Genomic DNA, 24,367 nt, shown 5'->3' with positions numbered 1-24,367 from the left:
GCGCCCCTGCCCTTCTATCCTTCTGTCATGGAAGCACTGGCCGTACGGCTGTCGGGACTGGATTCATACGTAGAAGGCGCGATCAGGGTTGTCACGTTCTACGACACGCTGATGCGCCGACGGGTCGATCTCCCGGCGCTCACCCGGGCCTCGGCCGGCCTGGCCGAGTGCGTGGCCGGGATCCGGCTCGCCGGCACGGGGCGGGCGATCCGCTTCTCGCCCGACGGCACGGAAGCGTCCACCCCGTCGGCCCCCGCGTCCACCACCGTGCCGATCACCCTCGACGAGGAGGAGATCGGCTGGGTCTGGCTGGAACGGCCCGGTCCGACCGGCCCGCTCGACGAAGTGGTGCTGGAGCGGCTGGCCATCGCCGCCGCGGCGGTCGTCGAGAGGTACGGCCCGGCCCACACCACCATGGCCGATCCCGCCCTCGTCGAGCTGGCGATCAGCGCCGACAGCGACGAGGCGGGCCGAGCTCGGGCGCTGAGGCTCCTGGGCTTCGCCGCCGACCTGCCCGTCCACGTCGTCACCGTACGCTCGCAGCTCCCGCTCGATCAGATCGGCGGCCTGATCTGCCCCGCCCGCCCGGTGAAGGCGGCGCCGCTTGCCGACGTCGGCGTCATCCTGGCCACCACCGTGGACCCGACACGGTTCCCGGCAGGCATCCGCGCGGGCATCGGTAGAGCCGACAGCCCCGCCCGATCCTGGCGGGAGGCCCGCACCGCCCTCCGCTTCACCACCCCGCGTGAACCGGTCGTCCGCTACGCCGACTTGGGCGCGCTGGCGCTCTTGGCGGAGATACCGACGGACACCGCGCGGGGCAACGCCGACGTGGCCGCCATCGCCAAAATCGCCGGGAACCCAGAAGACTTGGAGACCCTGGACATGTACTGCGCCACCGGCTCTCTCCGCCGGGCCGCCGACCTCCTCCACCTGCACCACAGCAGCGTCGCCCGTCGGCTCGACCAGATCGCAAAGAACCTGGGCGTCGACCTCACCGGACCGATCGGACTGACACGGGTCAGGCTCGCCCTCGTCGCATGGCGGCTACTCGACGACTGAGGAAGCTCCACATCGCCACTGGGACGGGGGCCAGCGGACTCAGCGTGCCCCAGAGCGACTCGGCGGGCCTCAGACAGGGCTCAAGGGGATCCACCGCTTCGGCGGGACCCGTCCCGGAGGCCGCGAGGGCATCACCATCGATGAGCGCCGCCCGGGCCCGTTCCTCACCCAGTCGATTCACCTTCGACCCGCGGCGGCCGGAGGCGTCCCGGGCCGTGCGCAGGTGTAGGGCAATCGGCGCAATGAACCCGGCAGGGCCCTTCCTCGCGTGGTGGCATGAGGGTGACTCCCCCGCTCGGGCGACGTGACGCGCACGGCCGCGTCCCGAAAGACCACTCGCCCTTTCTTGGAGGGACGCATGCCGCCACGCGATCCCTTGGTGGGCCGCACAGCCGTGGTGACGGGCGCCGCGCGGGGGCTGGACGAGCCGGCTGCTCCATTCGCACCAACCACGATGGCCGCCGGCGGCGTGATCGGGAACGGTGAGGAACAGCCGGCCGCTTCGCCGGCGCTTTCTCCCGTCCGCGCAAGGAGCCGATCTGATGTCCGAACGCAACACGATGCTGCGCAGCCTGCACGATGTGGGGCTGGCGACCTGGTTCGGTGGCTCCCTGATGGGTGCTGTCGGGCTGAACGGCGCGGCCCGCGACGAGGGTGGCACCTGGGCGACCAGCATGCGGATCGCCAGTTCGGGCTGGGCGAAGTGGACACCCGTCAACGCCGCTGCGATCGCGGTGCATCTGTTCGGCTCCGGCGGCATGCTCGCCGCGAACGCCCCGCGCGTCGCCTCCCAGCAGGGCGTCGGCGTTTCCACGCTGGCCAAGACGGTCCTCACCGGCGCCGCCCTCGCGGCCACTGCCTACAGCCGCGTACTGGGCAAGAAGATCGAGCTCGCCGCATCCTCCGACCCCAAGGACGCCGAGAAGGCAGCCAAGCACCCCATCGACACGGACAGGGCACAGCGGCAGCTGGCGTGCATGCAGTGGACCGTCCCCGCACTGACCGGGGGCCTGCTGATCCTCAACGCCCTCCATGGCGAACAGCAGCGCCCTGGCGAGCAGGCCCACGGCATGTGGCAACGGGCCCGCTCCCTCGCCCCCCACATGCCCTCCGGACCGGACTGGCACTTCCCGCACTTCACCCACTGACCCACCTGAGGTCCGGCTGACGGCTGCCACGCACACACGTTTCCCTGGCCGTGGCGGGGAGTCGGCGCGGCTCGTACGAACCGCTCGAACGCTGCTCAGGGCCCCCGTGAGTGGATGCCCGCCGCCGCCCGGCACGTACCACGGTCTCCGGATGCGCGTGCCTGCCGACCGGGTGATCCTGGTGGAGATCCGCCCCCTCACACCCAAGGGATAGCCATGATCAAGAAGCTCCACGAGATGGGCATGCGAAGCGAACACGCCTACATGGCAGCCTTCGCCTCCATCGGCCTCTCCATCGCCACCTGGGCCACGTCCCTCAGTGCGGAACCAGGGACCGGGCTCGCCCGCGCCGACCGGTGGGGCATCTTCGTGGGCGAATGGGCGCCCACCTTCTTCGGCCTTGGCCTCGCCCTCTCCCACTACGAGCAGTCGGAGGGCACCCTCCTCGCCAGCGTCAGTGACATCCGCGAAGAACGAGCAGCGATGTAGGCATGTAGGCATGTAGGCATGTAGGGGCAGAACGGCGCGCTGATCCACGCATTCCTGCGTGGATCAGCGGATCCGTCAGCCGGTCACCTGACGTGTACAGCCGTGATGGTGAAGCGTTCGACGGCGGCGACGTGACCGCCCGTGGAGGCGACGATCGTGAGCACCGGGTCGCGGGCTCCGGAGAAGGAGACCTTCGCGTTCCAGTGCTGGTCGTTGCCTCCTGCGGGAATGCAGCAGGGGGAGGTGCCCAACGGCGCCTCGGACGAGGGTTGGCGTACTTCGACACGGATGCTCTCGTCCACGCCGGAGATCCTCCCGCCGGTCGTCAGAGGGGAACGCACGAGCGACCCGTACGCGGGCGTGGTCAGGGAGAACGTCGTGTCGTCGGTGCCCACGACCTCCCACGGGGCATCCGGGCCGGAGCCGAACCGCACGAGGTGGATCACCGCCGCGGTGCCGCTCTCGGGCCCCGTCGGTGCGACGCCGACGCGAGCGTGCCGACCACTGATCGTGCGCGAGGAAACCCTGTCGATCTCCTTGAATCCCAGGTAGTCACGGGTGAAGGCCAGCGCGGTCTGACCGGGGTCGCGGTGCCAGGGCTGGTGGCCGCCGGACTGGTACGCACGCTCCCACGCCTGAGCCTGGGCGAGCGTGGCGAACGGCCACACCGCCTGAAGACTCCAGGAGCCGAGAGGCGGTGTGCCTTTCTGGGTCGGCGTGAGCGTGGTCGGAACGTTCGCGGCCGGAGGTGTGGCCGACGGCGGTGTCGAGGGTGTGGGCGTCGTGCGCGAGGGCGCGGAGGCCCCAGGCGTGACGAGCGTCGATCCCGATGAGCTCGGGGACCCGCCGGAGCCACTGCACCCAGTGAGCGACAGGCCCAGCGCGGTCGCTGCGGCGAACAGCCGGAGCGGGAGCGAGATGTTCATAGGTGCTTTGTGCCCCAAGAGAGGTGGAACCGACCGTCCACCGGCCTGTCCCAAGCGGCTGCGGTTGTATGCGGAGCGGTCGTGGGACGGCCTCGACGGCCTCGACGTCGTCCCCTTCGGCTGTAGGGCTTCAGCTTGGCCATGAGCAAGCACGATGGCAATGGAGCCGGTCACTCGTTTGTGTGGCTCATCCGGCCGCCCAAGGGCGTCGACGGGGCGCTTGACCCACTGCGGGCCGGTGCAGCCATGTGCGGGGCCGTGCAGCCGGGAATCAGCCTGAGCCGTGTTGAGATGCTGCGCTCCGACGCCGGCAGCCACCCGAGCCCCATCGTCACCCGAGCCTCACCTTCACCCGAGCTCAGAACCGTCGCGGCCGCGCCCCTGGCGGCACTCGGGCGGGCATTACAAGAGGCTCGCGCCCTGTGAGCGGAGCTCTCGCTGGACCTCACCCGCCGGGATGTCCTGGGGTCGCTTGCCCCGGGCCGCCGCGAGGGCCGCACAGACGCCCGCCGCCTGGCCGGTGGCCATCGCGATCGGCATGACGCGGTACGAGGAGTGGGCCACATGGTCGCCCGAGATGCAGCGACCCGCGACCAGGATCCGGTCGACATCACGGGGGAAGAGGCAGCGCAGGGGAATGTCGTAGGACTGGCCACGCGGGAGCCGTTTGAGCGTGGTGCCGCGCCCGCTGGGGTTGTGGATGTCCACCGGGTAGGCGCCACGGGCGATGGCGTCACCGAACGTACGGGCAGTCAGTACGTCCTCGCCCGTCAGCTGGTACTCACCCACGATCCGACGTGTTTCGCGGACGCCGACCTGCACGCCGCTCTGGACGACGTACGAGTCGGAGAAGCCCGGGACGCGGTCGCGCAGGAATCGGGCGATCTGCGCCATTTGGCGGTGAGCGATGAATTCGGCGCGGGTGAGGTCCCAGACGCTGCTGCCGAGAACTTCGGTCACACGAGTGGAATTGACCGCGATCTCGCCGGTGTTCGGGGTGGCGAAGAAGAGCATGTCCTCGCGCGGCAGGTCGAGTTCGCCGGCGTCGGTGGCGGCGCGGACGAGGTCCCACAGGCCGTGCACGCCTTTCCACTGATCGGGGTTGGCACGGGCGTACGCGGCGAATTCCTCGTGGTCGAAGCGGACCATGCGGAACATGAGCGTCATGGGCTGGGTCCAGCCGTCCTCCGGCCGGCCGATCTCGTACGCGGCGCCCGCCGCTGCGGCGATGTCGCCGTCCCCGGTGCAGTCGACGATGACGTCCGCGTCGATGACGAGCGGGCCCGACTTCGTCTCGAACACCGCCCGTGCGCGGTCCGGCAGGGAGACGACACCCGAGGCGAAGGCGTGCAGCAGCGTGCGCACCTCGTGGGTCTCCAACAGCTCGTACACCACCAGCTTGAACAGCTCGGCGTCAAAGGGCACCGTGTATCCCGTTTCGAGCGAGGGACGGATCGCCGCTCCCGCGCGCACCAACTGGTCGAGCAGCACCCAGAGCACGCCGCCGACGACCGGCTCGCCCTCGCCGTGATCGGGCGGCAGGAGGCGGGCGGAATCGCCGGGGACGGCCTGCTTCACCTCGTTGTGGAAACTCATCAGCGGCATGACCAGCGCCGCGGTGGCGTTGCCTCCGAGGAATCCGTACCGCTCGACGAGCACCACCTCGGCGCCCGCGTTCGCGGCGCCGAGGGCGGCACCGATGCCGGCCGGCCCACCGCCGATCACCAGAACCTGCGTGGAGCCCGCGTGCAGCGCCTGGCGCGGGGGCAGCTCGACACTCCGGGGGACGCGGGGCGGAATCAGGTAGGACACGGTTCCTCCCTCGGGAGCCAGTCTCGTGGAGTCAGCCGACCGCGGCGGCCGGCGCGGTGCTGTGGACGAGGGGACGGGGAGCGGTTTGGTCCAGATAGGCGAGGAGTCGGTCGGACGTCTGGGCAGCCCTCACCTTCATCGCCGCCGTGCGAGCGTTCATGTGGATCACACGGGCGGGCCGCTCGTCCCACAGCCGGTCCACCTCCGCAAGGAGGGGGCCCGCGGCCTCCCTGACGACACCTCGCAGGGCGGGAGCCCCGATCTGCTGGGCGAAGTCGAAGACCTTGCCCGCGTAGGGCAAGGGCAGCAGAGGGATGCCCGCGAGCGCGGCGAAGATCAGGAAGTGCAGCCTCATGCCGATGGCCAGGTCCAGCTGCTTGACGATGTCGAGCACCTGCTGCGGGCGGTAGCTGCCGTGGAGCACCCGGCAGCGCTGGGCCTCGGCCATGTGGGACACCACCGCGTGCGCGTGCCGGATGTCGTCGCGCTCCATCGGGACGAAGACGACATGCGCGTCCAGCCGGTGGACGAGGAAGTCCCCCACGCTGGCGAGAAGCTGGTGGTATCCGTCTTCATCGAGGTGCTCGGCCGCACGGCCGGGCTCCCGCACGCTCATCCCCACCAGTCGCACACCTGGAGGAACGGCCTCGGCCCGCAGGAGCTCACCGCCGCCGTCACCGGGCTCCAGCAGCAGTGCCGGGTCGGCGGTGACCGTGACAGGCCTGTCCAGCCCGGCCTCCTCCAGGACCAGCTTCGACTCCTCGTCGCGGACCGTCACCTCCGCGGCGTCGCAGAGCGTCGCGCGGATCCAGGCGCAGTCCGCTTCGTCGGTGAGCGGACCGGCGCCGAGGGCATAGGTGAAGACGGGAACACCATGGTCCTGGGCGGTCCGGACCAGTCGCAGGTAGCGGCGCGCCTCGGTGTTGTAGAGAATTCCGCCGCCTCCGAGCACGAGCACACTCAGCCGCTGCAGGTGCTCGGAGATCCGCTCCCTGCACACGCCTTCCCAGGCGACCACCTCGACGTCCGGATGCATGCTGCGGCTGTACTGGGGATCCCGGGAGAAGACCACGAGGTGAACGTCCGGACGCCCGGCCCGGATGCGGTCCAGCATGGCGGTGAGGATCGCCTCGTCACCCACGTTCCGCCCACCGTAGGACCCCAGCACCCCTACGGTCACGCTGCTTCGATTGCCCATGATCAGCCCCTCGCGAGGTCCAGGAAATACGATCCCGATGGCTTGTGCGCGGCGGCGGGGCAACCGTACGGCTCAGGCCATAACGGGGTGCCGGCCTGCACCGAGCCGATGGGGCTGCCCGAGTCCCTTCCGTACTGCGCCGTTCCAGTGCTCCTACACCAGTTCACCCCATGGCGGCGTTTACGCATCTCGTGGCGGGTGAGCGGGCGCGAGAGGTCCTTGCGAGCCGCGCCCTGGGGCCAGGATCCGGGGTGGCGCGGCAGGGCCGTCCGAGCCGCGTCGAGGGGGATCGGCGCCAGGTTGCGCGCCGGGAGATCATCTGCGAGGGCCGGTTTCCGTTTCAACCAGCGGCGGGTTCAACCGGCGGCGGGCGCTCGCCGCCCGAGCTCCGCCACGCGGGTGCTTCGGTGCTGGCTCACGGGTCAGATGGCCGCAGCGGACGCATGGGTAACCGATCACCGCGCTCATGCTGCCGCACCGCGGGATGGAGGCCGCCTGCCTGACGAACCCCCGTGAACCTGCGCGCCACCATTCCCGGCCTGCGGGCCCGGCCGGTACGCCCCCTCCGCGCGTTGACAGGCGTCTGTCGACATGTTGCTATGAGGCGCTGCTCAGCAGGACCTGCGCCGCGTCGCATGCCGCGCGGGCACCGGATCGACGGCCATTTCACCGGGGGCGGGGCCCCCGAACCCAGAGCGAGGACCCATGCCGCAGCGCGCCGCGACCATCGTCGGCGGCGGGATCGGCGGTCTCGCGGCGGCCGTCGCCCTGCACCGCCGGGGCTGGCACGTCGAGGTGCTGGAACGGGCCCCGGAGTTCACCGAGGTCGGTGCCGGCATTTCCCTGTGGCCGAACGCGCTGCACGCGCTCGAGGCGCTCGGTCTGGCCGGCGCCGTCCGGGCGCTCGGCGCCGTCGAGGCGGCAGGTGGGGTACGCGACCGCAAGGGCCGCTGGCTGTCCCGTACGGACAACGCGGAGCTGGCCCGCCGCTTCGGCCATCCCCTGGTGGTCCTGCACCGCGCGGATCTGTTGCGGGCGCTCACCGAGGCGCTGCCCGCTGACAGCCTGCGGCCGGGCAGCGAGGTCTCCGAGGTTCGCGATGACGGCCGCGGACTGGTCGTCGATCACCGTGCGGGCGAGTCCCGGCCCGACCTCGTGGTCGGCGCCGACGGGCTGCGCAGTGCGGTCCGCCGCGCCCTGTGGCCCGACGCGGCCGACCCACGGTACGCCGGCTACACGGCCTGGCGCATGGTCACAGAGCCCCTCGCCGAGCCGCCCTCCGAGGGCGCGGCGACCTGGGGCCGCGGGGAGAGGTTCGGCTACACGGCGCTGCCGGGCGGCCGGATGTACTGCTTCGCGACCGCGTCGTTGCCGGCGGGAGAGGTCTCCGGCTCGTCCGAGTACGCCGAACTGCTGCGCCGGTTCGGGTCCTGGCCCGATCCCATCCCCGCCCTGCTGGCCGCGGTCCCCGCGGACGCCGTGCTCCGACACGACCTGTACGACCTGCCGCCGCTGCCCTCGTTCGTCCGCGGGCGGGTCGCGCTGCTGGGCGACTCGGCCCATGCCATGACCCCCAATCTGGGCCAGGGCGCGTGCCAGGCACTGGAGGACGCGGTCACCCTCGCCCACTGCCTCGACGGCACCCCGGACGTGGCCGCCGCGCTCCGCTCGTACGACCTGCTGCGCCGCCCGAGGACCCAGGCCGTCACGCGCCGCTCCGCGCGGCTCGGCGCACTCGGCCAGCTGTCGTGGCCGCCGGCGGTGCTGCTGCGCGACGCGGCCGCGCGGCTGACGCCGACGCGGGCCACCTTGCGTTCCATGACGCCGGTGCTGGGCTGGACAGCGCCCGGCGACCGGGTGACCGAGAGCGAGAGCCACTGATGCCGGACTGGACGTACCACCCGCTGCGCGGCGCGGCCGCTGCCGTCCTCGGTCGGCGCCGCTCGCAGCGAACCGCGCTGCGGCTGCTGGCCTCGATCGGCTCCCGTCGCGCCGGTGCGCGTTTCATCGCCCGGGGTTTCGGCCACCGCCATCCTCCGGAGCGGCTCGCCGGCGAGATCGCCGGCGTGCCCGTGACCGTCCGCCTCGGCATATCCGTCCCGCCCTCGCTCGCCCGTGAAGCGGTACGCGCGATGCCTCCGCTCGGGGTCGGTGTCGTCGAGGTGGCGCCCGTCTCGGCGGTCGACGCGGAGACCGTACGGGAGGCCGCTGCCGGCCGCTCGATCCCGCTGGTCGTCCGCGCCTGCGACCCGGAGACCGAGGTCGCCCTCACGCCCCATGTCGACGGATTCACCACCGGCGACGACCCGCACGTGGTCCGTGTGTCCGACCCGTCGGTCACCGCCGCGGCCTCCGCGCTCGACGAGCCGGGCGCCGTGGTACTCGCCCGGCCCGCGGTGCTCGTCGAGGCCGGCCCCGGCTGGTTCGCACGGGTCACCGAAGCGGCCACGCCCACCGCGCCCGCTCCGACACTGAGGGACGTCGGTCCCGATCCCCGCCGCTGGCCCGCCTGGTGGTGGGCGCTGCTCGTCGGGCTCGGTATGACCGGCGCCGGACTCGGCGCCGCGGCGATCACGCTCGGGCCTGTACTGCTCTGGTACGACCGCGACTACCTCGGCATGACGCTGCACGAACTGCACGCCGCCAACCACCACCTCGTGCACTTCCTCCAGCACGACCGCATCACCATGGCCGGCACGATGGTGGCGATCGGCGCTCTCTACACCGGCCTGGCCGTGGGCGGGATCAGGCGCGGCTGGCCCTGGGCCCGCGAGGTGTATCTGTTCTCGGGGGCGATCGGCTTCCCCACCTTGTTCTACTTCCTGGCCACCGGCTTCGTGGAACCCCTGCACACGGCCACCACCGTCGTACTGTTCCCCATGTTCGTGGCGGCGGTCCGCCGGCCCCCGCACGTGCCGCGGTGGCGCCTGGCGCCCGAGGGGCCGGAGCCGGAGCGCCGACGGGCGCTGGTCGGCCAGCTGCTGCTGATCGTCACGGGAGCGGGACTGTTCGTCGGCGGAGCGGTGATCTCCGTGGTCGGTCTGACCGGTGTCTTCGTGCCGACCGACCTGGTCTTCCTGGGTACCAGCCCCCACATGCTGGACATGGTGAATCCCCGGCTTGTCCCGTTCGTCGCCCATGACCGCGCCGGGTTCGGCGGCGCCCTCATGGCCGCCGCGGTGGCCATCGTTCTGATCAGCGCGTGGGGCTGGCGGCGGGGCGAGGCCTGGGTGTTCTGGACGCTGGCCGCGGCGGCGAGCGCCGGCTTCCTGCCGGCTGTCATGGTGCACGGCGCGATCCACTACACGGACTTCATCCACCTCGCGCCGGTCTACTTCGGCATCGCCGTGACCGGCACCGGCCTGCTGCTCGCGCGTCCGTACCTCTGCGCCAAGCCGTTGGTGCGGCCGGTCGCCGGTCCGTAGTCCTCCGGAGTCGTCGGAACCTCCGTCACGGCATGCCGGGCAGTCCCTCCTTGAGGAGTTGGTGGGTCAGCTTCATCAGGCGTTCCCGGGCCCGGCTGTCGTACGCCTGGTCGTGGGCGCGCACATCGGTGAACTGGTCGAAATAGCGGCCCGTGGTGGCTTCGAGGTCCGGGTCGGTGAGGAGCCGCACGGTGGGCCGTACTCCCTCGTCGACTCCTGTGACCGGAGTCAGGCCGTACTCGCGCACCCCGTCGGTGTCCATCAGGTGGGCCGGGTGGAGGGTGTTCACCGTGACGCCGGTCCCCTGGAGTTCGGCTGCCAGCTCGAAGGTCGCCATGATCATCGCGAGTTTGCTTCGGCAGTAGGCCCGCAGGCCCTCGTAGTCACGCTCCAGCATGACGTTGTCGAAGTCGATGGCCTCCTGTCCGATCGAGGCGACGTTGACGACGCGGGCGGGCGCGGAGGCGGTGAGCAGCGGCAGCAGGCCGCGGGTGAGGGCGTAGGGCGCGAGGTGGTTCACGGCGAACCGCAACTCGTGCCCCTGTCGGCTCAGTTCGCGCCGGAGCGGCTCAGCGCCGCCGCCCGCGACGGCGTTGTTGACGAGCGCGTCGAGCCGGGGCTCGGCCGCACGGATCCGTGCGGCCATCGCGTGCACCTGGTCGAGATCGGCCAGGTCGGCGAGGTAGGTGCGAACGGTGGCGCCCGAGGAGGCCGCCGTCACCTCGGCCGCCACGGCATCCAGCCGGGTGCGGTCGCGCCCGTGCAGCAGGACGGTATGGCCCCGTACGGCGAGGTCGAGTGCGATGCCGCGGCCAAGACCCTGGGTTGCGCCGGTGATCAAGATCGTACGTCGGTTCATGCCGACCAGCCTGGTCGTACGGGGCGGTGGAACGGAAGTGTGTGCTGCACCTGGTGTCAACACCACCAGGCAAGGCCTCGCGCGCCTCCGAGGGCCACACCCCTGCGCTGTGCCGGGGCTGTGAGCCTGGCGCGTTCCGCCCAGCCCCGGGCGACCCGTTCGTGGCCGGGAGCCGGGACCACTGCGGGCTCGGTTGCCGTCGCGGCGGACGGCACGGGTCGCGGCGTCGTCGCGGCGCTGAGCTCCTTGCGGGCGGTGCGGCAGTGGTCGAAGGTCCAGATGCTCCAGCGGCGCAGGGTGCGGTCGGGCGGACATGTCCTAGCCGAGGTCGATCTTGAACGTTGAGGTGCTCCCGTCCTCGGCGGTCAGCGTGACCGGTCCGAAGGTGATGATCACGCTCGACGTGCTGCCGGGCCCTCGATAGAAGCCGGTCGCCTTGGTGATCCTGACTGCCAGAGCCGCGAGAGTGGCTGCCTTCCGCTCGTCGGCCGTGACCTTCGGCTCTGCGAGAGCGACATGGCCGTTGGCCTCGGCCCAGTCGCGAACAGCTCGGGCATCGCGACTCATTTCGGGCAGGATGCTCTCGTTGGCCCACGCCCACAGCCACGATTCCGACGAGGCGCTGTAGCTGCCGAGGATCTGCGCCGGCGCGGTGGCAGTCTTGTCGGGGAACGTCCAGGTGATGTCCCCGGTCCGCTGGTCGAGGCCCCACCGGTCCGCCGAACCGAGCCCCCAGGACATGTGCGCGCGGCCCAGCTGGTCGATCATGTCTTCGCCCTGCAGGAGCAAGGTGCTCAGCCCTGCCTGGTCATGGCCCCGCGACGCGGCACCTGCCAGTTCGTCGGCTCGCTCGAACGATTTCATTCGGCGAAGTCTGCCAGGGCCGCCACGGGGCCGGGGCACTGACCTAGGCGTTCGGCTGCAGCGTCCGGCTCCCGCGGGCTCGCCGGCTGTTCACTGGTTCGGTGACGCCGTCACGCGTGGCAGCTCAGCCGGACCAAGATCGTGTCGCCGGGCAGTGAGGCGAGGTATGCCTCGCTGCCCGGCCGTACCGCGGGCCCTGGACGTTCGTGGGGGCACAGGCTCGGGTCGCACGAGGCGTGCACGGCGTTGCTGCCACCCTCCAGCCACCAGCCGTCAAGGGTCAGCACGTCCGTGTCCGGCGGGTACGGGCTGGTGAGCTCGCGAATGTAGGCGGCGCGGTCGCCGTCGTAGTCGATGACGGGATGTTCCGCGGGGTTTGGGAAAAGCAGACTGCCGTAGCCAAGGCTGTGGGGTGGTCCAGGTAGGCCTGGATGAGCGGCTGGGCCTTGTAGGCGGCGGACATGTCGTCGCCCCAGCGGTCGTCCGGGAACGCGTGGGGCTCGGTCCACCAGCGGCCCACGAACTTCGCCAGCGGTACGGCCGGAGGATGCGCGGCGGTCAGCTGGTGCCACAGGTCCCAGGAGGCTGCGAATACCCACTCCTTGCCACCTTCAACTTATAGCGCACTGGGGGGCTTGCGGCAAGGCCCTGGTCGTGGGGCAGAATCGCGGGCCGAGCTCAGAACCTGCAGAAACAGACGGGGGATTCACAAAGTGCATGGGTTGTTGTCGGTTCACGGGTCGTGCGGTGACGTCCAGTTGGTGGTGGCACACCGACTACGGACGCCGGCACTCGCCGCGGAGATTCGGGCGTGCGCACAGTCGGCCGTCGCGGCAGCGACCTCGGACCGGAGCTGATGACATGAACCCTCTGATCACCAGCGCGTTCAATCTTCCCGACCACCTCTCCGCCAAGGCCGACCCGGCGCTGATCGACAGCGACGAGCGGCACTTCGCGGCCATCTCGGAAACCCTCGAGCAGCAAATCGCGGAACTGTCCGACCGCCTCGAGACCGAGCGCAAGGCGCCCGGCGGCGTCGGCCGCGAGGCGATGGACCGGGACGCCGAGATCCACCGCCTGACCGGTCGCCTGCGCACCCTGCGTCGCTTCGGTCTTGACCTGTGCCTGGGCCACGTCGTCCCCACGGACGACCCCGAGCCCGTGTACATCGGACGCCTCGGCCTCACCGACAGCGCGGGGCGTCGGCTGATGCTCGACTGGCGCTCCCCCGCGGCCGAGCCGTTCTTCGCGGCGACCCACGCCAACCCGATGGGTCTGGCGAGCCGCCGCAGGTACCGCTGGACCCGCGGCCTGATCAGCGACTACTGGGACGAGGTGTTCACCGCCGAGGGGCTCGATGGGCATGCCGCGCTCGACGACCAGTCCGCGTTCATCGCCAGCCTGGGCAGCAACCGGTCGGCTCGGATGCGCGACGTGCTCGCCACCATCCAGGCCGACCAGGACGCCATCATCCGGGCGGGATCGCACGGCGCTCTCGTCGTCGACGGCGGTCCGGGTACGGGCAAGACCGTCGTCGCTCTGCACCGCGCCGCCCACCTCCTCTACTCCGAGCCCCGCCTCGGTCACCGTCGGGGCGGCGTACTCTTCGTCGGTCCGCACCAGCCCTACCTGGCCTACGTCGCCGATGTCCTGCCCAGCCTCGGCGAGGAGGGCGTGCAGACCTGCACCGTGCGCGACCTCGTCACCGAAGGAGCCGGAGCGGTGATCGAGAACGACCCGGGCGTGGCCCTTCTGAAGTCGTCCGCGGACCTGGTGAAGGCGATCGAACCGGCCGTCGGCATCTACGAGGAGCCGCCCACCGAGGGGATGACGGTCTCGAGCCACTGGTCCGACATCTGGCTCGGCCCCGATGACTGGGCGGCAGCGTTCGAAGCCGTGGAACCAGGCACTCCGCACAACGAGGCGCGCGACCAGATCCTGGAGCAACTGCTCACCATCCTGATGGACAAGGACGACAGTGACGCGCCGCCCGCCCTGCTCCGAAGGTCGCTGCTGCAGGACCGAGACCTGATCAGGACCCTCAACCGCGCCTGGCCGATGCTCGAAGCGAGTGAACTCGTCGGAGATCTGTGGTCGGTACCCGCCTACTTGCGCACGTGTGCTCCCTGGCTCGGCCCCGACGAAGTTCGCATGCTTCAACGCCAGGACGCCCAGGCCTGGACGGTCTCCGACCTGCCGCTCCTGGACGCGGCACGGCAGCGGCTCGGCGACCCGGAGGCGTCCGTACGCAGGCGTCGGCACGAGGCCGCGGTCGCCGCCGAACGTGCGCGCAGGGCCGATGTCATCGACGGCCTGCTGGAGGCCGACGACGACGGTGAGGGCGCGGTGACGATGCTGCGCGGACGGGACCTGCAGGACACCCTGATCGACGAGAGCGCCCTGCCCGGCACCGAACCGGACGCTCTCGCCGGCCCGTTCGCACACATCATCGTGGACGAGGCCCAGGAACTGTCCGACGCCGAATGGCAGATGCTACTGCTCCGCTGTCCCTCCCGGAGCTTCACCATTGTCGGTGACCGCGCCCAGGCCAGGCAGGGGTTCACGGAGTCGTGGGAGGAACGGCTCGAGCGGGTCGGGCTCGACCGGATCACCGTGAACTCCCTCAGCATCAACTACCGCACACCGGAAGAGGTCATGGCGGAAGCCGAGCCGGCCATCCGCGCCGCACTCCCGGACGCCAACGTGCCGACCTCCATCCGCAGCAGCGGCATCCCCGTCGTCCACGGGTCTGTCGCCGAGCGGGACTCGATCCTCGACACCTGGCTCGCCACCCATGCCGACGGAATCGCGTGCGTCATCGGCGATCCGACCTTCCGGGCGACATCCCGCGTCCGCTCGCTCACGCCTGGACTGTCGAAGGGGCTCGAGTTCGATCTGGTCGTCCTCATCGACCCGGAGACGTTCGGCACGGGCATCGAGGGAGCCGTCGACCGCTATGTCGCGATGACCCGCGCGACGCAGCAACTCGTCATCCTCACGAGTTCCTGACGCCGGACGGCTCTCGCCTCACCCGCACCGGCCGACCCGGTGCGGGTGAGTGGCCGGCTGCGACGTGTCCGGCCACCGGCCTGCTCGTACGCGGGGCTCCATCCGGCTGACGCAGCCGCCGCCTGGCAGCAGTACCGATGAGGCACCAGGCCTTCGCCACCGGCCATCGGGAGTCGCCTGCGCGATCAGCGGGTCAGGTAGAAGCGGATGGTGGTGCCTTCTTCGCCGGTGCGGAGGCGTACGAGGTCGGCGATGTGGTTCACGAGCAGCAGTCCACGGCCGCCGGGGCGGGTGTGGGCCGGCGGGCGGCGCCCTGCCAGTGGATCGGTCATCCGCCCTGTGTCGTGCACCTCGCAGACGATCTGCTCGCCTTCGGCCCAGAGCCGTAGGGTTCCCGTCCCCGGGCCGTGGACGACGCTGTTGGTGGTCAGCTCCGCCACCGCCAGGGCGAGATCCTCCAAGGCCAACCCCGCCAGGCCCAGCTTCTGCGCCCCTTGAACGGCGAAGTGCCGGACGTCGGGCAGCGTCTCGGCGGTGAAGGACCGCGCGTCGGCACCCGGCGGGTGGGACAGGGGCTCGTTGTACCGGGCGATGACCTGCTCCGGGCTGTAGGTGGCGGACGCCACCTCGCCTCTTCCGTCGATGAGCACGGGGTGCGTGGCAAACGCGTCGGCGAGGACCTGCTCCCCGAGGCGCGAGGCGTCATAGGGGCACAGGATGGTCACGTCCCGGCCGGTGAAGGCCAGGTTGATCAGCGCCTCGTGCTGCACGCATGCCGGGTACTCGGTCTCGCTGCGACCCTGCCAGATCGGCTCACCGATGATCCGTACCCTGCCCGCGGCAGCATGGGCGTCGGCGAACTTGCGCAGCACACCGGGGATGATGCGGCCCGGATTACGGCCGGCCCGCGTCATGTCCACGAGATGAACCTCGGAGGCACGCGCGCCCAGCCCCTCACGGATCAGATTCAGCCGGTCCGGTGGGGCGGCGACAGCCGCCGGCTCGCCGGCGTCGAGCCCTTCGAGGACGAAGGGCACTGTTCCGTTCACGTACTGCTCGTCGTCCCGGTAGAACAAGGCGGGGTGGACGAACGGCTCAGGAGGGTGGCTCGTCTTCATCGCTGAGCCACCTCGATCGTGGGAAGTCCGGGCCAAAAGATCTCGAGAATGCGGGGAAGTTGCGGCGGAGGCTGGTGCACCACCACCCGTGTGTCGTCCGCGATCCGCTGCGCGACAACGGCCAGATCGGTGACGCCTGCCACATCAACGAAGGTCACCTGTGACATGTCCAGATGCAGCGTGGCGGTCCGGCTCTGTGCGAGTTGCTCCAGCGCCTCCTGCCATGTTGTCTGCGTGCTCATGCTGATCTCCCCGATTGCACGCAGCCCCGCGGGCAGCGGTTTGATCTCCAGCGAGGCCTCCACGCGTGGCTGCACGGCGGCAGGCCCGCTCGTGCCGTGCTGCGGGTCATCCATGCCCTCGCCCCACCCCGCAGGCCAGGCAGCCTGCTTGCCTATCTCGTAGTGGTCATCTTTACCGTCTAGTCGGTCGAACCCGACCAGTGTTTCATGCTAGCCGGGTGCGCCCGGGGGATACGTTCCCAGGGACGAACTCACCAGGCAAATGGCCCTGCCGCACGGACGGGCAGTCCCGCGGTGGGTTGACGTCGCCGGCGGCACCTCCTCGGCGTGCGATCGCAGAGGTCACATAGGGTCAGGGCATGGTGAATGCATTCAGCGACGCGTTCCTCCTGGAGGCCGAACGGCATGCCGCCTGGGGCGCGGCTCAACTCGAGGCCCTGACCGCGTTCCTGCCCGAGGGGCCATGGACCGCCGACCTGCCGTCCTGTCTCTATCGGCAGGGGGAGCTCGAGCTGCGCGTAGCCGTGCTGGGTACGTACGACATGGACGAGCGGTCCTGGATGTGGGGCTGGGCGAACCCGGGTCTGCGAGGCACCGAGGTGGTCGCGCTGACCGGCGCGGTCGAGCGGTACGGCCGGGCACACGGCATCGCCGAACTGACCGAGGAGGTCCTGGACCTGTCCCGCTTCGACGACCCTCGGCGCGCGGCGGAAATGCTGGCCTTCACCGGCATGGGGGTGGCCGAGGCGCCGGGGTACATCGGCGTCCCCGCGGGACCGGCCACGCAGGTCTACTTCCTTCCCGACGACCCACGGGTTCCGTGCGCGGGCCCGGATCCGGTCACGCTGCCGCGGACGCTGCTCACCGGCGCGGGGCTGATCGGGTACTCGGCCCGGCACGTCGTCGGCGGGTACTTCGACCACCACGGTGTGCCCCACCATGTCGAGGGCGATCGGATCGTGGCCGATCTGCACGGCGACAACGCGGTCGAGGTCACCTTCAACGCCGTCGGCCGGATCGCAGGTGTAGGGGTCAAGGTTCTGCCCTGAGGGCAGGGCGCTGACTCTCAGGAGAGGGCGCTGACCAAGGCCTCCCCTGTCGCGGCACCAGCCGCCGATGACCCAGTACCCCCCGGCGAGTTCACACCCAGAAGGCCGAAGCCTCCTGAGCTCCCTTGTGTCCTGGCGATCAGCGTCCGACGAGGCAGAAGGGGTGCCCGGCCGGATCGGTGAGGACCCGCCATCTGTCCTCCTGAGGCTGGTGATCCGGCTTGCCCGCGCCCAGCTCCAGCAGCCGGGCCTCGGCCTCGTCCAGATCCTCGACGTCGAAGCAGAAGTGAAGCTGCTGGGGAACGACTTGGCCCGGCCAGCTCGGAGCCCGGTAGTCGTCGACCCGTTGAAAGCCGATGAGGAGTCCGTCCTCACGGCTGAGGCCGGCGAAGTCGGCGTTCGACTTGGGGTGGGGTTCGAGGCCAGTGGCCTGCTGATAGAACGCCGCCAGAGCCTGCGGATCAGGGCAGTCGAGCGTGATCGCGCTCAACTTCATCTGCAGGGACATGGCACCTCCGGGCCGATCGGTGGGCGTTCGCGACGCATACCCTAGACGCGGCCGGCCCGGCCTGAGACTTGCGCGCCGCATGCGCAAGAACTGGGCGATCCCGATCACTGACTGAGCACGTGGGCACGGCTCCCCTGGGAGAGATGAGTACGCGCACTCAGGCCCGCCTGCATCTCCCGGCGCGACGATGAAGATCACGTCGCCGTCCAGAAGGCAGGAGTCCCGTGCTCAGTCGCATCGCCGCCGCCCTCATCCCCTCGCTCGGCCGATTGACGACATCCACCGATCTCGCCGCCGCCCCGGCCCCCGGCATCCTCGTCGCCAACCACACGTCGCTGGCAGATCCCGGTGTCGTGCTGGCCGCCCTGCGCCGCATGGACATCGAACCAGTCATCCTCGCCACCGCCGGACTGTGGCGCATCCCCGTCCTGCGGTTCCTGCTCGACCGCGACGGCCACGTCCCCGTCTTCCGCCGCTCCGCCCACGCGGCCGACGCGCTGGGCAAGGCCGCAGCGGCGCTCGACGCCGGCCGGCACGTTCTCATCTACGGCGAGGGAGGACTTCCACGCCGCACAGACGCCGCCGAAGCCGCCCCCGATCCCTTCCGCAGTGGCCCCGCGCGCCTCGCCCTCGCCTCTGGCGCCTCCATCATCCCGATCGGCCAGGCCGGGGCTCGCCGGGTCACCTCAGGCAGCCCGACCAAGCAGGTCGCGGGACTGCTCACGGCCCCCGTGCGGCGCCCCCGCCTGCACGTCCACGTCGGCGCTCCCCTTCAACTGCCCACCGACATCGGGCAGGCGAGCGCCGCCGCCCACCGAGCCGTCACCGCTGCCTGGCGCGTCGCGGCTGTGCGCCTGGGCGAGCCGGCAGCCCTCGCCGCGTGAGCCGTCCCGCTCCTCGTCGGCGCCCCGGAGGGATCTCACGACGACATGGGGCCGTCCGGGTGGGGAGTTCGCCTCCCGTCACGCGCGAGAGCAGTTCGGCCGCAAGCCTCCTTGTTCTGCCCGCTCCCGCGTGGCACCGTCGCATGTCCTTGATCCGCAACGCAGGAGACACCACACCATGCCCGAGGACTTGGCCGCAGACGTCATCCGGAAGCTGGAAGAGATCGTGACGACCAACCGCCTGCCTGAACACACCGTCGAACTGCTCCGTGTGTCTCTCAGTCAGGCCCAGGCAGCCAAAGCGGCGGGCCACGATCAAGAAGCGATCGTCATCGCCGACCAGGCACTGCAGACGGCACGGAACGCTTCCGGGGACCAGTAGTCCTGTATGTCGTCCAATGGACCTGGACGGATCGGCCGTGCACGGCCGCGGCGGGGGCGCCCCGCGCCCCCGCCGCCCGCCCAGCCGCAGTTGCCCGCCGCCCCACAGGGAGGCGGCGGGCATCCCGCGCGCTACCACATGACGGGCAGCCTCTCGGGCATCCGCTTCATGAACCGGGTGCGCCAGACGAGTTGTTCGACCGGGACGGCGAGCTGGATGTCCGGCATCCGGTCGAGCAGGGCCTCCAGGGCGATCTCCGCGTGCTTCTTGCCCAGCGCGGTGGCGGGGCAGTAATGCCGACCGCCACCGAAGGACAGATGGGCGGTGTTGTTCTCGCGGGTGAGGTCGACCCGGTGCGGGTCGGCGAAGACGTCGGGGTCGAAGTTGGCCCCCTCGACCAGGACGAGGACGAGCTCTCCCTTCTTCACCTCCACATCCCCGAGCATGACGTCCTCGAGGGCGAGGCGCGGCAGGCCGTCACCGATCGACAGGTTGATGCGCAGCAGTTCGTCGACCGCGGCCGGGATCTTGGTGCGGTCGGCCAGCAGCTCCTCCCTCAGTTCGGGGTGCTGGAGGAGGGAGACGACGGCCATGGTCAGGAACCCGGAGGTCGAGATGACCCCGGCGCCGAACATGGTCACGCCGACCGTCGCGAGCATCTCGTCGGTGAGGTGGGCGTACTCCGGGTCCTCGCGCAGGGCCGCGAGCTCGGCCATCAGACCCGTCGTGGCCGGGTCGTCCAGGCGCTCCACCATGTAGGCGATGTCGCGGTCCCAGTTGAGCTTGGCGCCGGTGATGGGGCAGGCGGAGTTCATGAACGCGATGTCCAGGCTCCGCATCAGGCGCGGGGCGTCGGCCTGCGGGATGCCGAGGATGTGGCAGTGCATGCCGGACGAGTACGGGTCGGCGAACTCTCCGCGCAGGTCCGCGGGCGCGCCCTCGGCGATCAGGCCGTCGATCAGCGCGGCGGCGTGCGACTCCAGCCAGGGGATGAGGCCGGGCGCCTTGGGGTTCATGGCCTTCAGCACCGCCTTGCGCAGGCCGGCTCCGGTTATGTTGCCCATGTTGTTGACGACCTCCGGGGGGATCGTCAGGGCGTACTGCCGGGGCACACCCGGCGCCGAGGTGTCCTTCAGGCTGAACCGGGGGTCCTCCAGTACCTGCTTGCACAGGGCGTGGGACGACACCAGCCAGGCCGGGTCACCGGCGATGGTGCGCACACGCTTGACCGGTTCCTTGCGCAACTGCTCCAGCTCGTCGGGGAGTCGGTCGCCCCGCCAGGAGAAGGGGAAGTCGAGCAGCTCCTCGGCGGCCGGTTCGAGCAGCGACTCAACGGACATGGGTGTCTCCTTCTGCGGGGGTGACGATGGCATGGCCCTGGTTGCGGGAGGCGCGCAGCCCCGATCCGCGGGAGTAGAGCAGTTCGGCCATCGGCAAGAGCTGGTGGTAGCAGTTGAGCGAGGACGGCACGCCGAGGATGGCGGGGGTGTCCAGGAACAACGGCGCTTCGGCACAGACGTACTCCAGGCACACCTCGCGCTGGCGCGCGGTGGCCGGCCTCCCGTCCAGAACCTTGGACGAGAGGAAGGCGTCGACGAGCGCCTCGCAGGTCGCACGGAAGTCCGCGTCCACATCCAGTCGGCGTTGGAGGTGGTCGTGGATCTCGCGGTACGCCGGGTTGGTCTCGAACGCCGACATGGGATGGGCCCGCAGCCGCTTGCCCTCGGGGTCGACTTCCTGAACGGCGTTGAGCACCTTGGCCCTTACGCCCCGCAGGTTCTTCACGGCCTTGCGCCGTGCGTCGTCGGGGGCGTAGCCGGAGGCCTCGTACATCTCGGCCACGTGCAGGTCGGTATAGACGAAGTCGACGCGGTCGAAGTACTCCAGGCCCCAACGGGCCAGATCGAGGACGCGCTGGGCGGAGAAGTAGCTGTTGCCGGGTGAGACGCCGATCACGGCATGCGCTCCTTCGGCGCAGATCACCTGGCAGTGGGCGGTGTAGGGCTGGACTTGGAAGATCCCTGTCGCCGTTGCCGGCGGAGTCAGGGGCTGGATCTGGAAGACGGTCTCAGCGGTCAACTGGAAAGCGTCCTTTGCGCCGCTAGTCCCGACGGAGCCTCGTGCTCCGGGTGTGGCGACGACGCCGTGAAGTTAGCTTCCGACCACGGAGAGTGTCAACGCAGGTCCATTTCCGAAGGTTTAGCGTCACTTGGAATTAACCATTCCGCCAACAAAGATGCCTTTGGCCGACCCCTCGGCCTGGAGTCGACTGGGCCGTCGATCAGCTCGCGCGGGACATCGCAGCCGGTTGAATCAAGCCATTCGACAGCGACGCGGACAGTCCAGCGCTTTGGACTCCACCCGGGGCCAAAGGCTGTATAACTCACGGACTGTCGCCGTCGCGTCCGAGCTCGACCGTGGCAGACTCGGCTCCGTTCCAGACGATATGTTCGCTTAACTCCCGCTCGCCAAGCCGTCTGGGAGCACCCCGCACAGAGGAGCGGGCGGGATGCCGCCCGCCCATGAGCAGCCCAACAAAGCGACCGGCTCCACCCGGCCGCGCGGATCATCCGTGGCTGAATCTGCACCACGCCGAATCCCGACTCCGGCCCCGCGGAGGCCCCCGTGTTCCACCGCCGCGCGCTACGCGGAAGAACCGCCGTCCTGGCCGTCGTCGGCCTGATCCTCACCCTCGCCGTGGGTACTTCCGGTGCGGCCCCGGCTGTCCAGGCGGATCCAGCGCCGCCGGCGGCGACCAGGATTGCCGCGGTCCCGGGCAGCACGACGGCGTTGTCCGCGTACGCCATTCAGTCGACGGCGAAGGTCACGGACCCGGCTGCCACCGTTTCCAGTCCCGGCTACGCGGTGGCGGGCTGGTATCCGGCCGGCTCCCGCTCCACCGTCCTCGCGGCACTGCTCGCTGCCGGCGTGTACCCCGACCCCTTCTACTCCACCAACCAGAAACAGATCCCGGCCACGGACTTCACCGTCCCCTGGTGGTACCGGTCCGATTTCGTCGTCACCGATACGACCGCTCGTACCTACCTGGACTTCAGCGGGGTCATCTCCGCCGCCGACGTCTTCGTCAACGGCAGCAGCGTCGCCACCGCGAGCACGGTCGCCGGCGCGTACACCCGGCACGAGCTCGATGTCACCGATCTGGTCAAGACCGGTACTAATACGGTCGCCTTCCGGATCCAGCCCAACAATCCCCGTAAGCAGCTCACGATGGGCTGGCTCGACTGGCTGCAGCCGCCACCGGACGAGAACATGGGCATCGTCCGTGACGTACTGGTGCGCCGCGGCGGGCCGGTCGCCCTGCGCGACGCCCATGTGGTGACCGCCCTGGCCATGCCGTCCATGTCCTCGGCGGACCTGACCGTCAAGGCTCAGGTGCGCAACGACTCCCCGGCGGCCGTCACCGCGACGGTGTCCGGCACGGCGGGCCCGGCCGCCCTCAGCCGGAGCGTCACGCTCGCACCCCACGAAACCAAGACCGTGACCTTCTCCCCCGCCGACCACCCCGCCCTGCGGCTGAGTTCGCCCCGCGTATGGTGGCCGGCCGCGATGGGCGAGCAGCCGCTGTACGGTCTCGACCTGACCGCGACGGTGAACGGCACGCCTTCCGACACCGCACACGGTTCCTTCGGTGTCCGTGACGTGCAGGCACCGCTGAACACCGACGGCGCACGGCAGTACCGGATCAACGGCCGCCCGCTACTGATCAAGGGCGGCGGCTGGTCCCCCGACGAGTTCCTGCGCTGGGACCGCACCTACGTCGAGGACCGGTTGAAGTACGCCCTTGACCTGGGTCTCAACACCCTGCGCCTCGAAGGGCACATCGAGCCCGACGAGTTCTTCGACCTGGCGGACCATTACGGGATCCTGACCCTGCCCGGCTGGGAGTGCTGCGACAAGTGGGAGGGAGAGGTCAACGGCTCCGAGGCCGGAGAGAGGTGGGGCGCAGCCGACTATCCGGTGGCCAAGGCGTCGATGGCCGCCGAAGCAGCTCGGCTTCGCCACCATCCCAGCGTGATCTCCTTCCTGATCGGCAGTGACTTCGCACCGAACAAGGTGATCGAACAGGGGTACGTCGACGCGCTGCGGGCCGCCGACTGGACGGCCCCGGTGGTCCCGGCGGCGTCCGATGCCTCGGCCCCGATCACCGGAAGCTCGGGGATGAAGATGACCGGACCGTACGACTGGGTTCCGCCCGGCTACTGGTACGACAAGCGGGAGGGTGGCGCCGCCGGCTTCAACTCCGAGACCAGCGCGGGTCCGGACGTCCCGACCCTCGACACACTGCGCAGCATGATGTCCCCGGCCGAGCTGGAGACGCTGTGGAAGGACCCGTCCGCCACCCAGTACCACCGCTCCCCCTACTCCCCCTTCGCGACGCTCAAGCTCTACAACGCCGCACTCGCCGGTCGATACGGCCCCCCGACCGGCCTCGAGGACTACGTACGCAAGGCCCAGCTCGCCCAGTACGAGAACGTGCGCGCGCAGTTCGAGGCGTACGCCCGGCACGCCAAGGACCCCACCAAACCCTCGACCGGCGTCGTCTACTGGATGTTCAACAGTGGCTGGACCTCACTGCACTGGCAGTTGCTGGACCGGTATCTCGATCAGGGCGGGGCCTACTTCGGCGCGAAGAAGGCGAACGAACCCCTGCACATTCAGTACGCCTATGACGACCGCTCGTTGGCAGTGGTCAACCACCGGACGTCGGCGGCTGCGGGACTGACAGCGCGGGTGACGCTCTTCGACACCGACGGCACCCCGAGGTACGACCAGACCGTGACCGGCCTGAGCGTCGCGGGCGACGGCGCGAGCGGCACCGCGCTGACCGTCCCCGCGTCGGTGGCCGGCCTGTCCACCACCTATCTGGCCCGGCTCCTCCTCACCGACGCCACCGGCCGGGAGGTGAGCCGCAACGTCTACTGGCTCTCCACCAAGCCGGACGTGCTCGACTACGCGAACACGGACTGGTACTACACCCCGACCACCGCCTACGCCGACCTGCGGGGGCTGAACGCCATGGGGCAGGCGACCGTCACCTCGACGGCCTCGACCACGGCGGACGGCGCGGGTACGTCCACGACGACGGTGACCGTACGCAACGCGAGCGCGGGAAACACCCCGGCTCTGTTCACCGACGTGCACCTGGTGGGCGCGCAGGGCGCTCCCGTACTGCCGGTCCGGTGGAGCGACAACCAGATCAGCCTCTGGCCGGGCGAGTCGGCGACGCTGACGGCGACGTACAGGACCGGTGATCTGCGCGGCTCGGCGCCACGGCTGCGCATCTCGGGGTGGAACACGCCGACGGTGACGGCCCCGGCCGGCTGAGCTGCCCGGGCTGGGCCGGGGCCGTTCGGGGGCGGCTCACCGCTAC

At 70.3% G+C, this 24,367-nt stretch carries 21 protein-coding genes; 10 read left to right on the top strand and 11 right to left on the bottom strand.

Going from position 1 to position 24,367, the window contains the following annotated elements:
* Nucleotides 1–27: 27 nt before the first annotated feature.
* The 3 genes from ACZ7J0_RS22980 (at nt 28) to ACZ7J0_RS22970 (ending at nt 2,699) form a co-directional block, all read left to right on the top strand.
* Nucleotides 28–1,062, top strand: a complete 1,035-nt coding sequence (locus tag ACZ7J0_RS22980) for a PucR family transcriptional regulator (RefSeq protein ID WP_470890175.1) — start codon at nt 28–30, stop codon at nt 1,060–1,062.
* Between the two features lie 542 nt (nt 1,063–1,604).
* A complete protein-coding gene (locus tag ACZ7J0_RS22975) occupies nt 1,605–2,210 on the top strand; it encodes a hypothetical protein (protein ID WP_470890173.1) in 606 nt (201 codons plus the stop codon).
* 216 nt (nt 2,211–2,426) lie between these two features.
* Nucleotides 2,427–2,699 carry a hypothetical protein gene (locus ACZ7J0_RS22970; RefSeq protein WP_468711675.1) on the top strand — a complete coding sequence of 91 codons (273 nt, stop codon included), beginning with the start codon at nt 2,427–2,429 and terminating at the stop codon, nt 2,697–2,699.
* 83 nt (nt 2,700–2,782) lie between these two features.
* Here the strand turns inward: ACZ7J0_RS22970 and ACZ7J0_RS22965 are convergent, their stop codons facing one another.
* From ACZ7J0_RS22965 to ACZ7J0_RS22955, 3 genes are all read right to left on the bottom strand, one after another.
* Nucleotides 2,783–3,367, bottom strand: a complete 585-nt coding sequence (locus ACZ7J0_RS22965; protein WP_470890171.1) for a hypothetical protein — start codon at nt 3,365–3,367, stop codon at nt 2,783–2,785.
* Nucleotides 3,368–4,027: 660 nt separating this feature from the next.
* On the bottom strand, nt 4,028–5,437 hold the full coding sequence (locus ACZ7J0_RS22960) for an FAD-dependent oxidoreductase (RefSeq protein WP_470890169.1): 1,410 nt from the start codon (nt 5,435–5,437) through the stop codon (nt 4,028–4,030).
* A gap of 31 nt (nt 5,438–5,468) precedes the next feature.
* Nucleotides 5,469–6,635, bottom strand: coding sequence for a polysaccharide pyruvyl transferase family protein (locus ACZ7J0_RS22955; protein WP_470890167.1), 1,167 nt, complete (start codon nt 6,633–6,635; stop codon nt 5,469–5,471).
* Between the two features lie 705 nt (nt 6,636–7,340).
* Here ACZ7J0_RS22955 and ACZ7J0_RS22950 point away from each other — a divergent pair.
* Together ACZ7J0_RS22950 and ACZ7J0_RS22945 are read left to right on the top strand one after the other, a co-directional pair.
* Complete coding sequence (locus tag ACZ7J0_RS22950; protein WP_470890166.1) at nt 7,341–8,516, top strand: FAD-dependent monooxygenase; 1,176 nt, start codon at nt 7,341–7,343, stop codon at nt 8,514–8,516.
* On the top strand, nt 8,516–10,060 hold the full coding sequence (locus ACZ7J0_RS22945; RefSeq protein WP_470890164.1) for a hypothetical protein: 1,545 nt from the start codon (nt 8,516–8,518) through the stop codon (nt 10,058–10,060). Before ACZ7J0_RS22950 ends, ACZ7J0_RS22945 begins: the two co-directional genes overlap by 1 nt.
* Before the next feature lie 25 nt (nt 10,061–10,085).
* On the opposite strand, the gene ACZ7J0_RS22940 is transcribed toward ACZ7J0_RS22945, so the two are convergent.
* The 3 genes from ACZ7J0_RS22940 to ACZ7J0_RS22930 all read right to left on the bottom strand — a co-directional run bounded on the left by ACZ7J0_RS22940 (nt 10,086) and on the right by ACZ7J0_RS22930 (nt 12,070).
* Nucleotides 10,086–10,919, bottom strand: coding sequence for an SDR family NAD(P)-dependent oxidoreductase (locus ACZ7J0_RS22940; protein ID WP_470890162.1), 834 nt, complete (start codon nt 10,917–10,919; stop codon nt 10,086–10,088).
* Nucleotides 10,920–11,237: 318 nt separating this feature from the next.
* Nucleotides 11,238–11,783, bottom strand: coding sequence for a DUF6882 domain-containing protein (locus ACZ7J0_RS22935; RefSeq protein WP_470890160.1), 546 nt, complete (start codon nt 11,781–11,783; stop codon nt 11,238–11,240).
* Between the two features lie 110 nt (nt 11,784–11,893).
* Nucleotides 11,894–12,070 (bottom strand): hypothetical protein, encoded by a 177-nt coding sequence (locus ACZ7J0_RS22930; protein WP_470890158.1) that lies wholly within the window; start codon nt 12,068–12,070, stop codon nt 11,894–11,896.
* A 574-nt stretch (nt 12,071–12,644) separates the two neighbouring features.
* Here ACZ7J0_RS22930 and helR point away from each other — a divergent pair.
* Nucleotides 12,645–14,792 (top strand): RNA polymerase recycling motor ATPase HelR, encoded by a 2,148-nt coding sequence (helR, locus tag ACZ7J0_RS22925; RefSeq protein WP_470890156.1) that lies wholly within the window; start codon nt 12,645–12,647, stop codon nt 14,790–14,792.
* A gap of 185 nt (nt 14,793–14,977) precedes the next feature.
* Here helR and ACZ7J0_RS22920 read toward each other — a convergent pair whose 3' ends face one another.
* Both ACZ7J0_RS22920 and ACZ7J0_RS22915 read right to left on the bottom strand, forming a co-directional pair.
* Nucleotides 14,978–15,910 (bottom strand): anti-sigma factor RsbA family regulatory protein, encoded by a 933-nt coding sequence (locus ACZ7J0_RS22920; RefSeq protein WP_470890154.1) that lies wholly within the window; start codon nt 15,908–15,910, stop codon nt 14,978–14,980.
* A complete protein-coding gene (locus ACZ7J0_RS22915; protein WP_470890152.1) occupies nt 15,907–16,266 on the bottom strand; it encodes an STAS domain-containing protein in 360 nt (119 codons plus the stop codon). The genes ACZ7J0_RS22920 and ACZ7J0_RS22915 overlap by 4 nt, the downstream gene beginning before the upstream one ends.
* Before the next feature lie 245 nt (nt 16,267–16,511).
* Here ACZ7J0_RS22915 and ACZ7J0_RS22910 point away from each other — a divergent pair, with 245 nt between their 5' ends.
* Complete coding sequence (locus ACZ7J0_RS22910) at nt 16,512–17,201, top strand: DUF6882 domain-containing protein (RefSeq protein ID WP_470890150.1); 690 nt, start codon at nt 16,512–16,514, stop codon at nt 17,199–17,201.
* A 139-nt stretch (nt 17,202–17,340) separates the two neighbouring features.
* Here ACZ7J0_RS22910 and ACZ7J0_RS22905 read toward each other — a convergent pair whose 3' ends face one another.
* Entirely contained in the window at nt 17,341–17,709 is a 369-nt protein-coding gene (locus ACZ7J0_RS22905; RefSeq protein WP_470890148.1) for a VOC family protein, read from the bottom strand.
* Between the two features lie 224 nt (nt 17,710–17,933).
* On the opposite strand from ACZ7J0_RS22905, the gene ACZ7J0_RS22900 reads away from it, so the two are divergent.
* Together ACZ7J0_RS22900 and ACZ7J0_RS22895 are read left to right on the top strand one after the other, a co-directional pair.
* Nucleotides 17,934–18,593, top strand: coding sequence for a lysophospholipid acyltransferase family protein (locus ACZ7J0_RS22900; protein ID WP_470890146.1), 660 nt, complete (start codon nt 17,934–17,936; stop codon nt 18,591–18,593).
* Nucleotides 18,594–18,771: 178 nt separating this feature from the next.
* Nucleotides 18,772–18,975 carry a hypothetical protein gene (locus tag ACZ7J0_RS22895; RefSeq protein WP_470890144.1) on the top strand — a complete coding sequence of 68 codons (204 nt, stop codon included), beginning with the start codon at nt 18,772–18,774 and terminating at the stop codon, nt 18,973–18,975.
* A 131-nt stretch (nt 18,976–19,106) separates the two neighbouring features.
* Here ACZ7J0_RS22895 and ACZ7J0_RS22890 read toward each other — a convergent pair whose 3' ends face one another.
* Together ACZ7J0_RS22890 and ACZ7J0_RS22885 are read right to left on the bottom strand one after the other, a co-directional pair.
* Nucleotides 19,107–20,315, bottom strand: coding sequence for a cytochrome P450 (locus ACZ7J0_RS22890; RefSeq protein ID WP_470890142.1), 1,209 nt, complete (start codon nt 20,313–20,315; stop codon nt 19,107–19,109).
* A complete protein-coding gene (locus tag ACZ7J0_RS22885; protein ID WP_470890140.1) occupies nt 20,305–21,054 on the bottom strand; it encodes a cyclodityrosine synthase in 750 nt (249 codons plus the stop codon). The genes ACZ7J0_RS22890 and ACZ7J0_RS22885 overlap by 11 nt, the downstream gene beginning before the upstream one ends.
* Nucleotides 21,055–21,600: 546 nt before the next feature.
* On the opposite strand from ACZ7J0_RS22885, the gene ACZ7J0_RS22880 reads away from it, so the two are divergent.
* The gene (locus tag ACZ7J0_RS22880; RefSeq protein ID WP_470890138.1) at nt 21,601–24,321 is read left to right on the top strand and encodes a glycoside hydrolase family 2 protein; all 2,721 of its coding nucleotides are present in this window, start codon (nt 21,601–21,603) and stop codon (nt 24,319–24,321) included.
* Nucleotides 24,322–24,367: the final 46 nt, after the last annotated feature.

The sequence above is a fragment of the Streptomyces sp. NPDC038280 genome (assembly GCF_055600045.1).
The sequence above is the reverse complement of the archived record's forward strand: the minus strand, read 5'-3'. Positions and strand labels throughout refer to the sequence as shown.

Excerpts from the sequence above, each read along its gene's own strand:
- ACZ7J0_RS22980 (WP_470890175.1), top strand. The coding sequence starts at position 28 with ATGGAAGCACTGGCCGTACGGCTGTCGGGACTGGATTCATACGTAGAA.
- ACZ7J0_RS22975 (WP_470890173.1), top strand. The coding sequence starts at position 1,605 with ATGTCCGAACGCAACACGATGCTGCGCAGCCTGCACGATGTGGGGCTG.
- ACZ7J0_RS22970 (WP_468711675.1), top strand. The coding sequence starts at position 2,427 with ATGATCAAGAAGCTCCACGAGATGGGCATGCGAAGCGAACACGCCTAC.
- ACZ7J0_RS22955 (WP_470890167.1), bottom strand. The coding sequence starts at position 6,635 with ATGGGCAATCGAAGCAGCGTGACCGTAGGGGTGCTGGGGTCCTACGGT.
- ACZ7J0_RS22950 (WP_470890166.1), top strand. The coding sequence starts at position 7,341 with ATGCCGCAGCGCGCCGCGACCATCGTCGGCGGCGGGATCGGCGGTCTC.
- ACZ7J0_RS22945 (WP_470890164.1), top strand. The coding sequence starts at position 8,516 with ATGCCGGACTGGACGTACCACCCGCTGCGCGGCGCGGCCGCTGCCGTC.
- ACZ7J0_RS22940 (WP_470890162.1), bottom strand. The coding sequence starts at position 10,919 with ATGAACCGACGTACGATCTTGATCACCGGCGCAACCCAGGGTCTTGGC.
- ACZ7J0_RS22935 (WP_470890160.1), bottom strand. The coding sequence starts at position 11,783 with ATGAAATCGTTCGAGCGAGCCGACGAACTGGCAGGTGCCGCGTCGCGG.
- helR (WP_470890156.1), top strand. The coding sequence starts at position 12,645 with ATGAACCCTCTGATCACCAGCGCGTTCAATCTTCCCGACCACCTCTCC.
- ACZ7J0_RS22920 (WP_470890154.1), bottom strand. The coding sequence starts at position 15,910 with ATGAAGACGAGCCACCCTCCTGAGCCGTTCGTCCACCCCGCCTTGTTC.
- ACZ7J0_RS22915 (WP_470890152.1), bottom strand. The coding sequence starts at position 16,266 with ATGGATGACCCGCAGCACGGCACGAGCGGGCCTGCCGCCGTGCAGCCA.
- ACZ7J0_RS22910 (WP_470890150.1), top strand. The coding sequence starts at position 16,512 with ATGGTGAATGCATTCAGCGACGCGTTCCTCCTGGAGGCCGAACGGCAT.
- ACZ7J0_RS22905 (WP_470890148.1), bottom strand. The coding sequence starts at position 17,709 with ATGTCCCTGCAGATGAAGTTGAGCGCGATCACGCTCGACTGCCCTGAT.
- ACZ7J0_RS22895 (WP_470890144.1), top strand. The coding sequence starts at position 18,772 with ATGCCCGAGGACTTGGCCGCAGACGTCATCCGGAAGCTGGAAGAGATC.
- ACZ7J0_RS22890 (WP_470890142.1), bottom strand. The coding sequence starts at position 20,315 with ATGTCCGTTGAGTCGCTGCTCGAACCGGCCGCCGAGGAGCTGCTCGAC.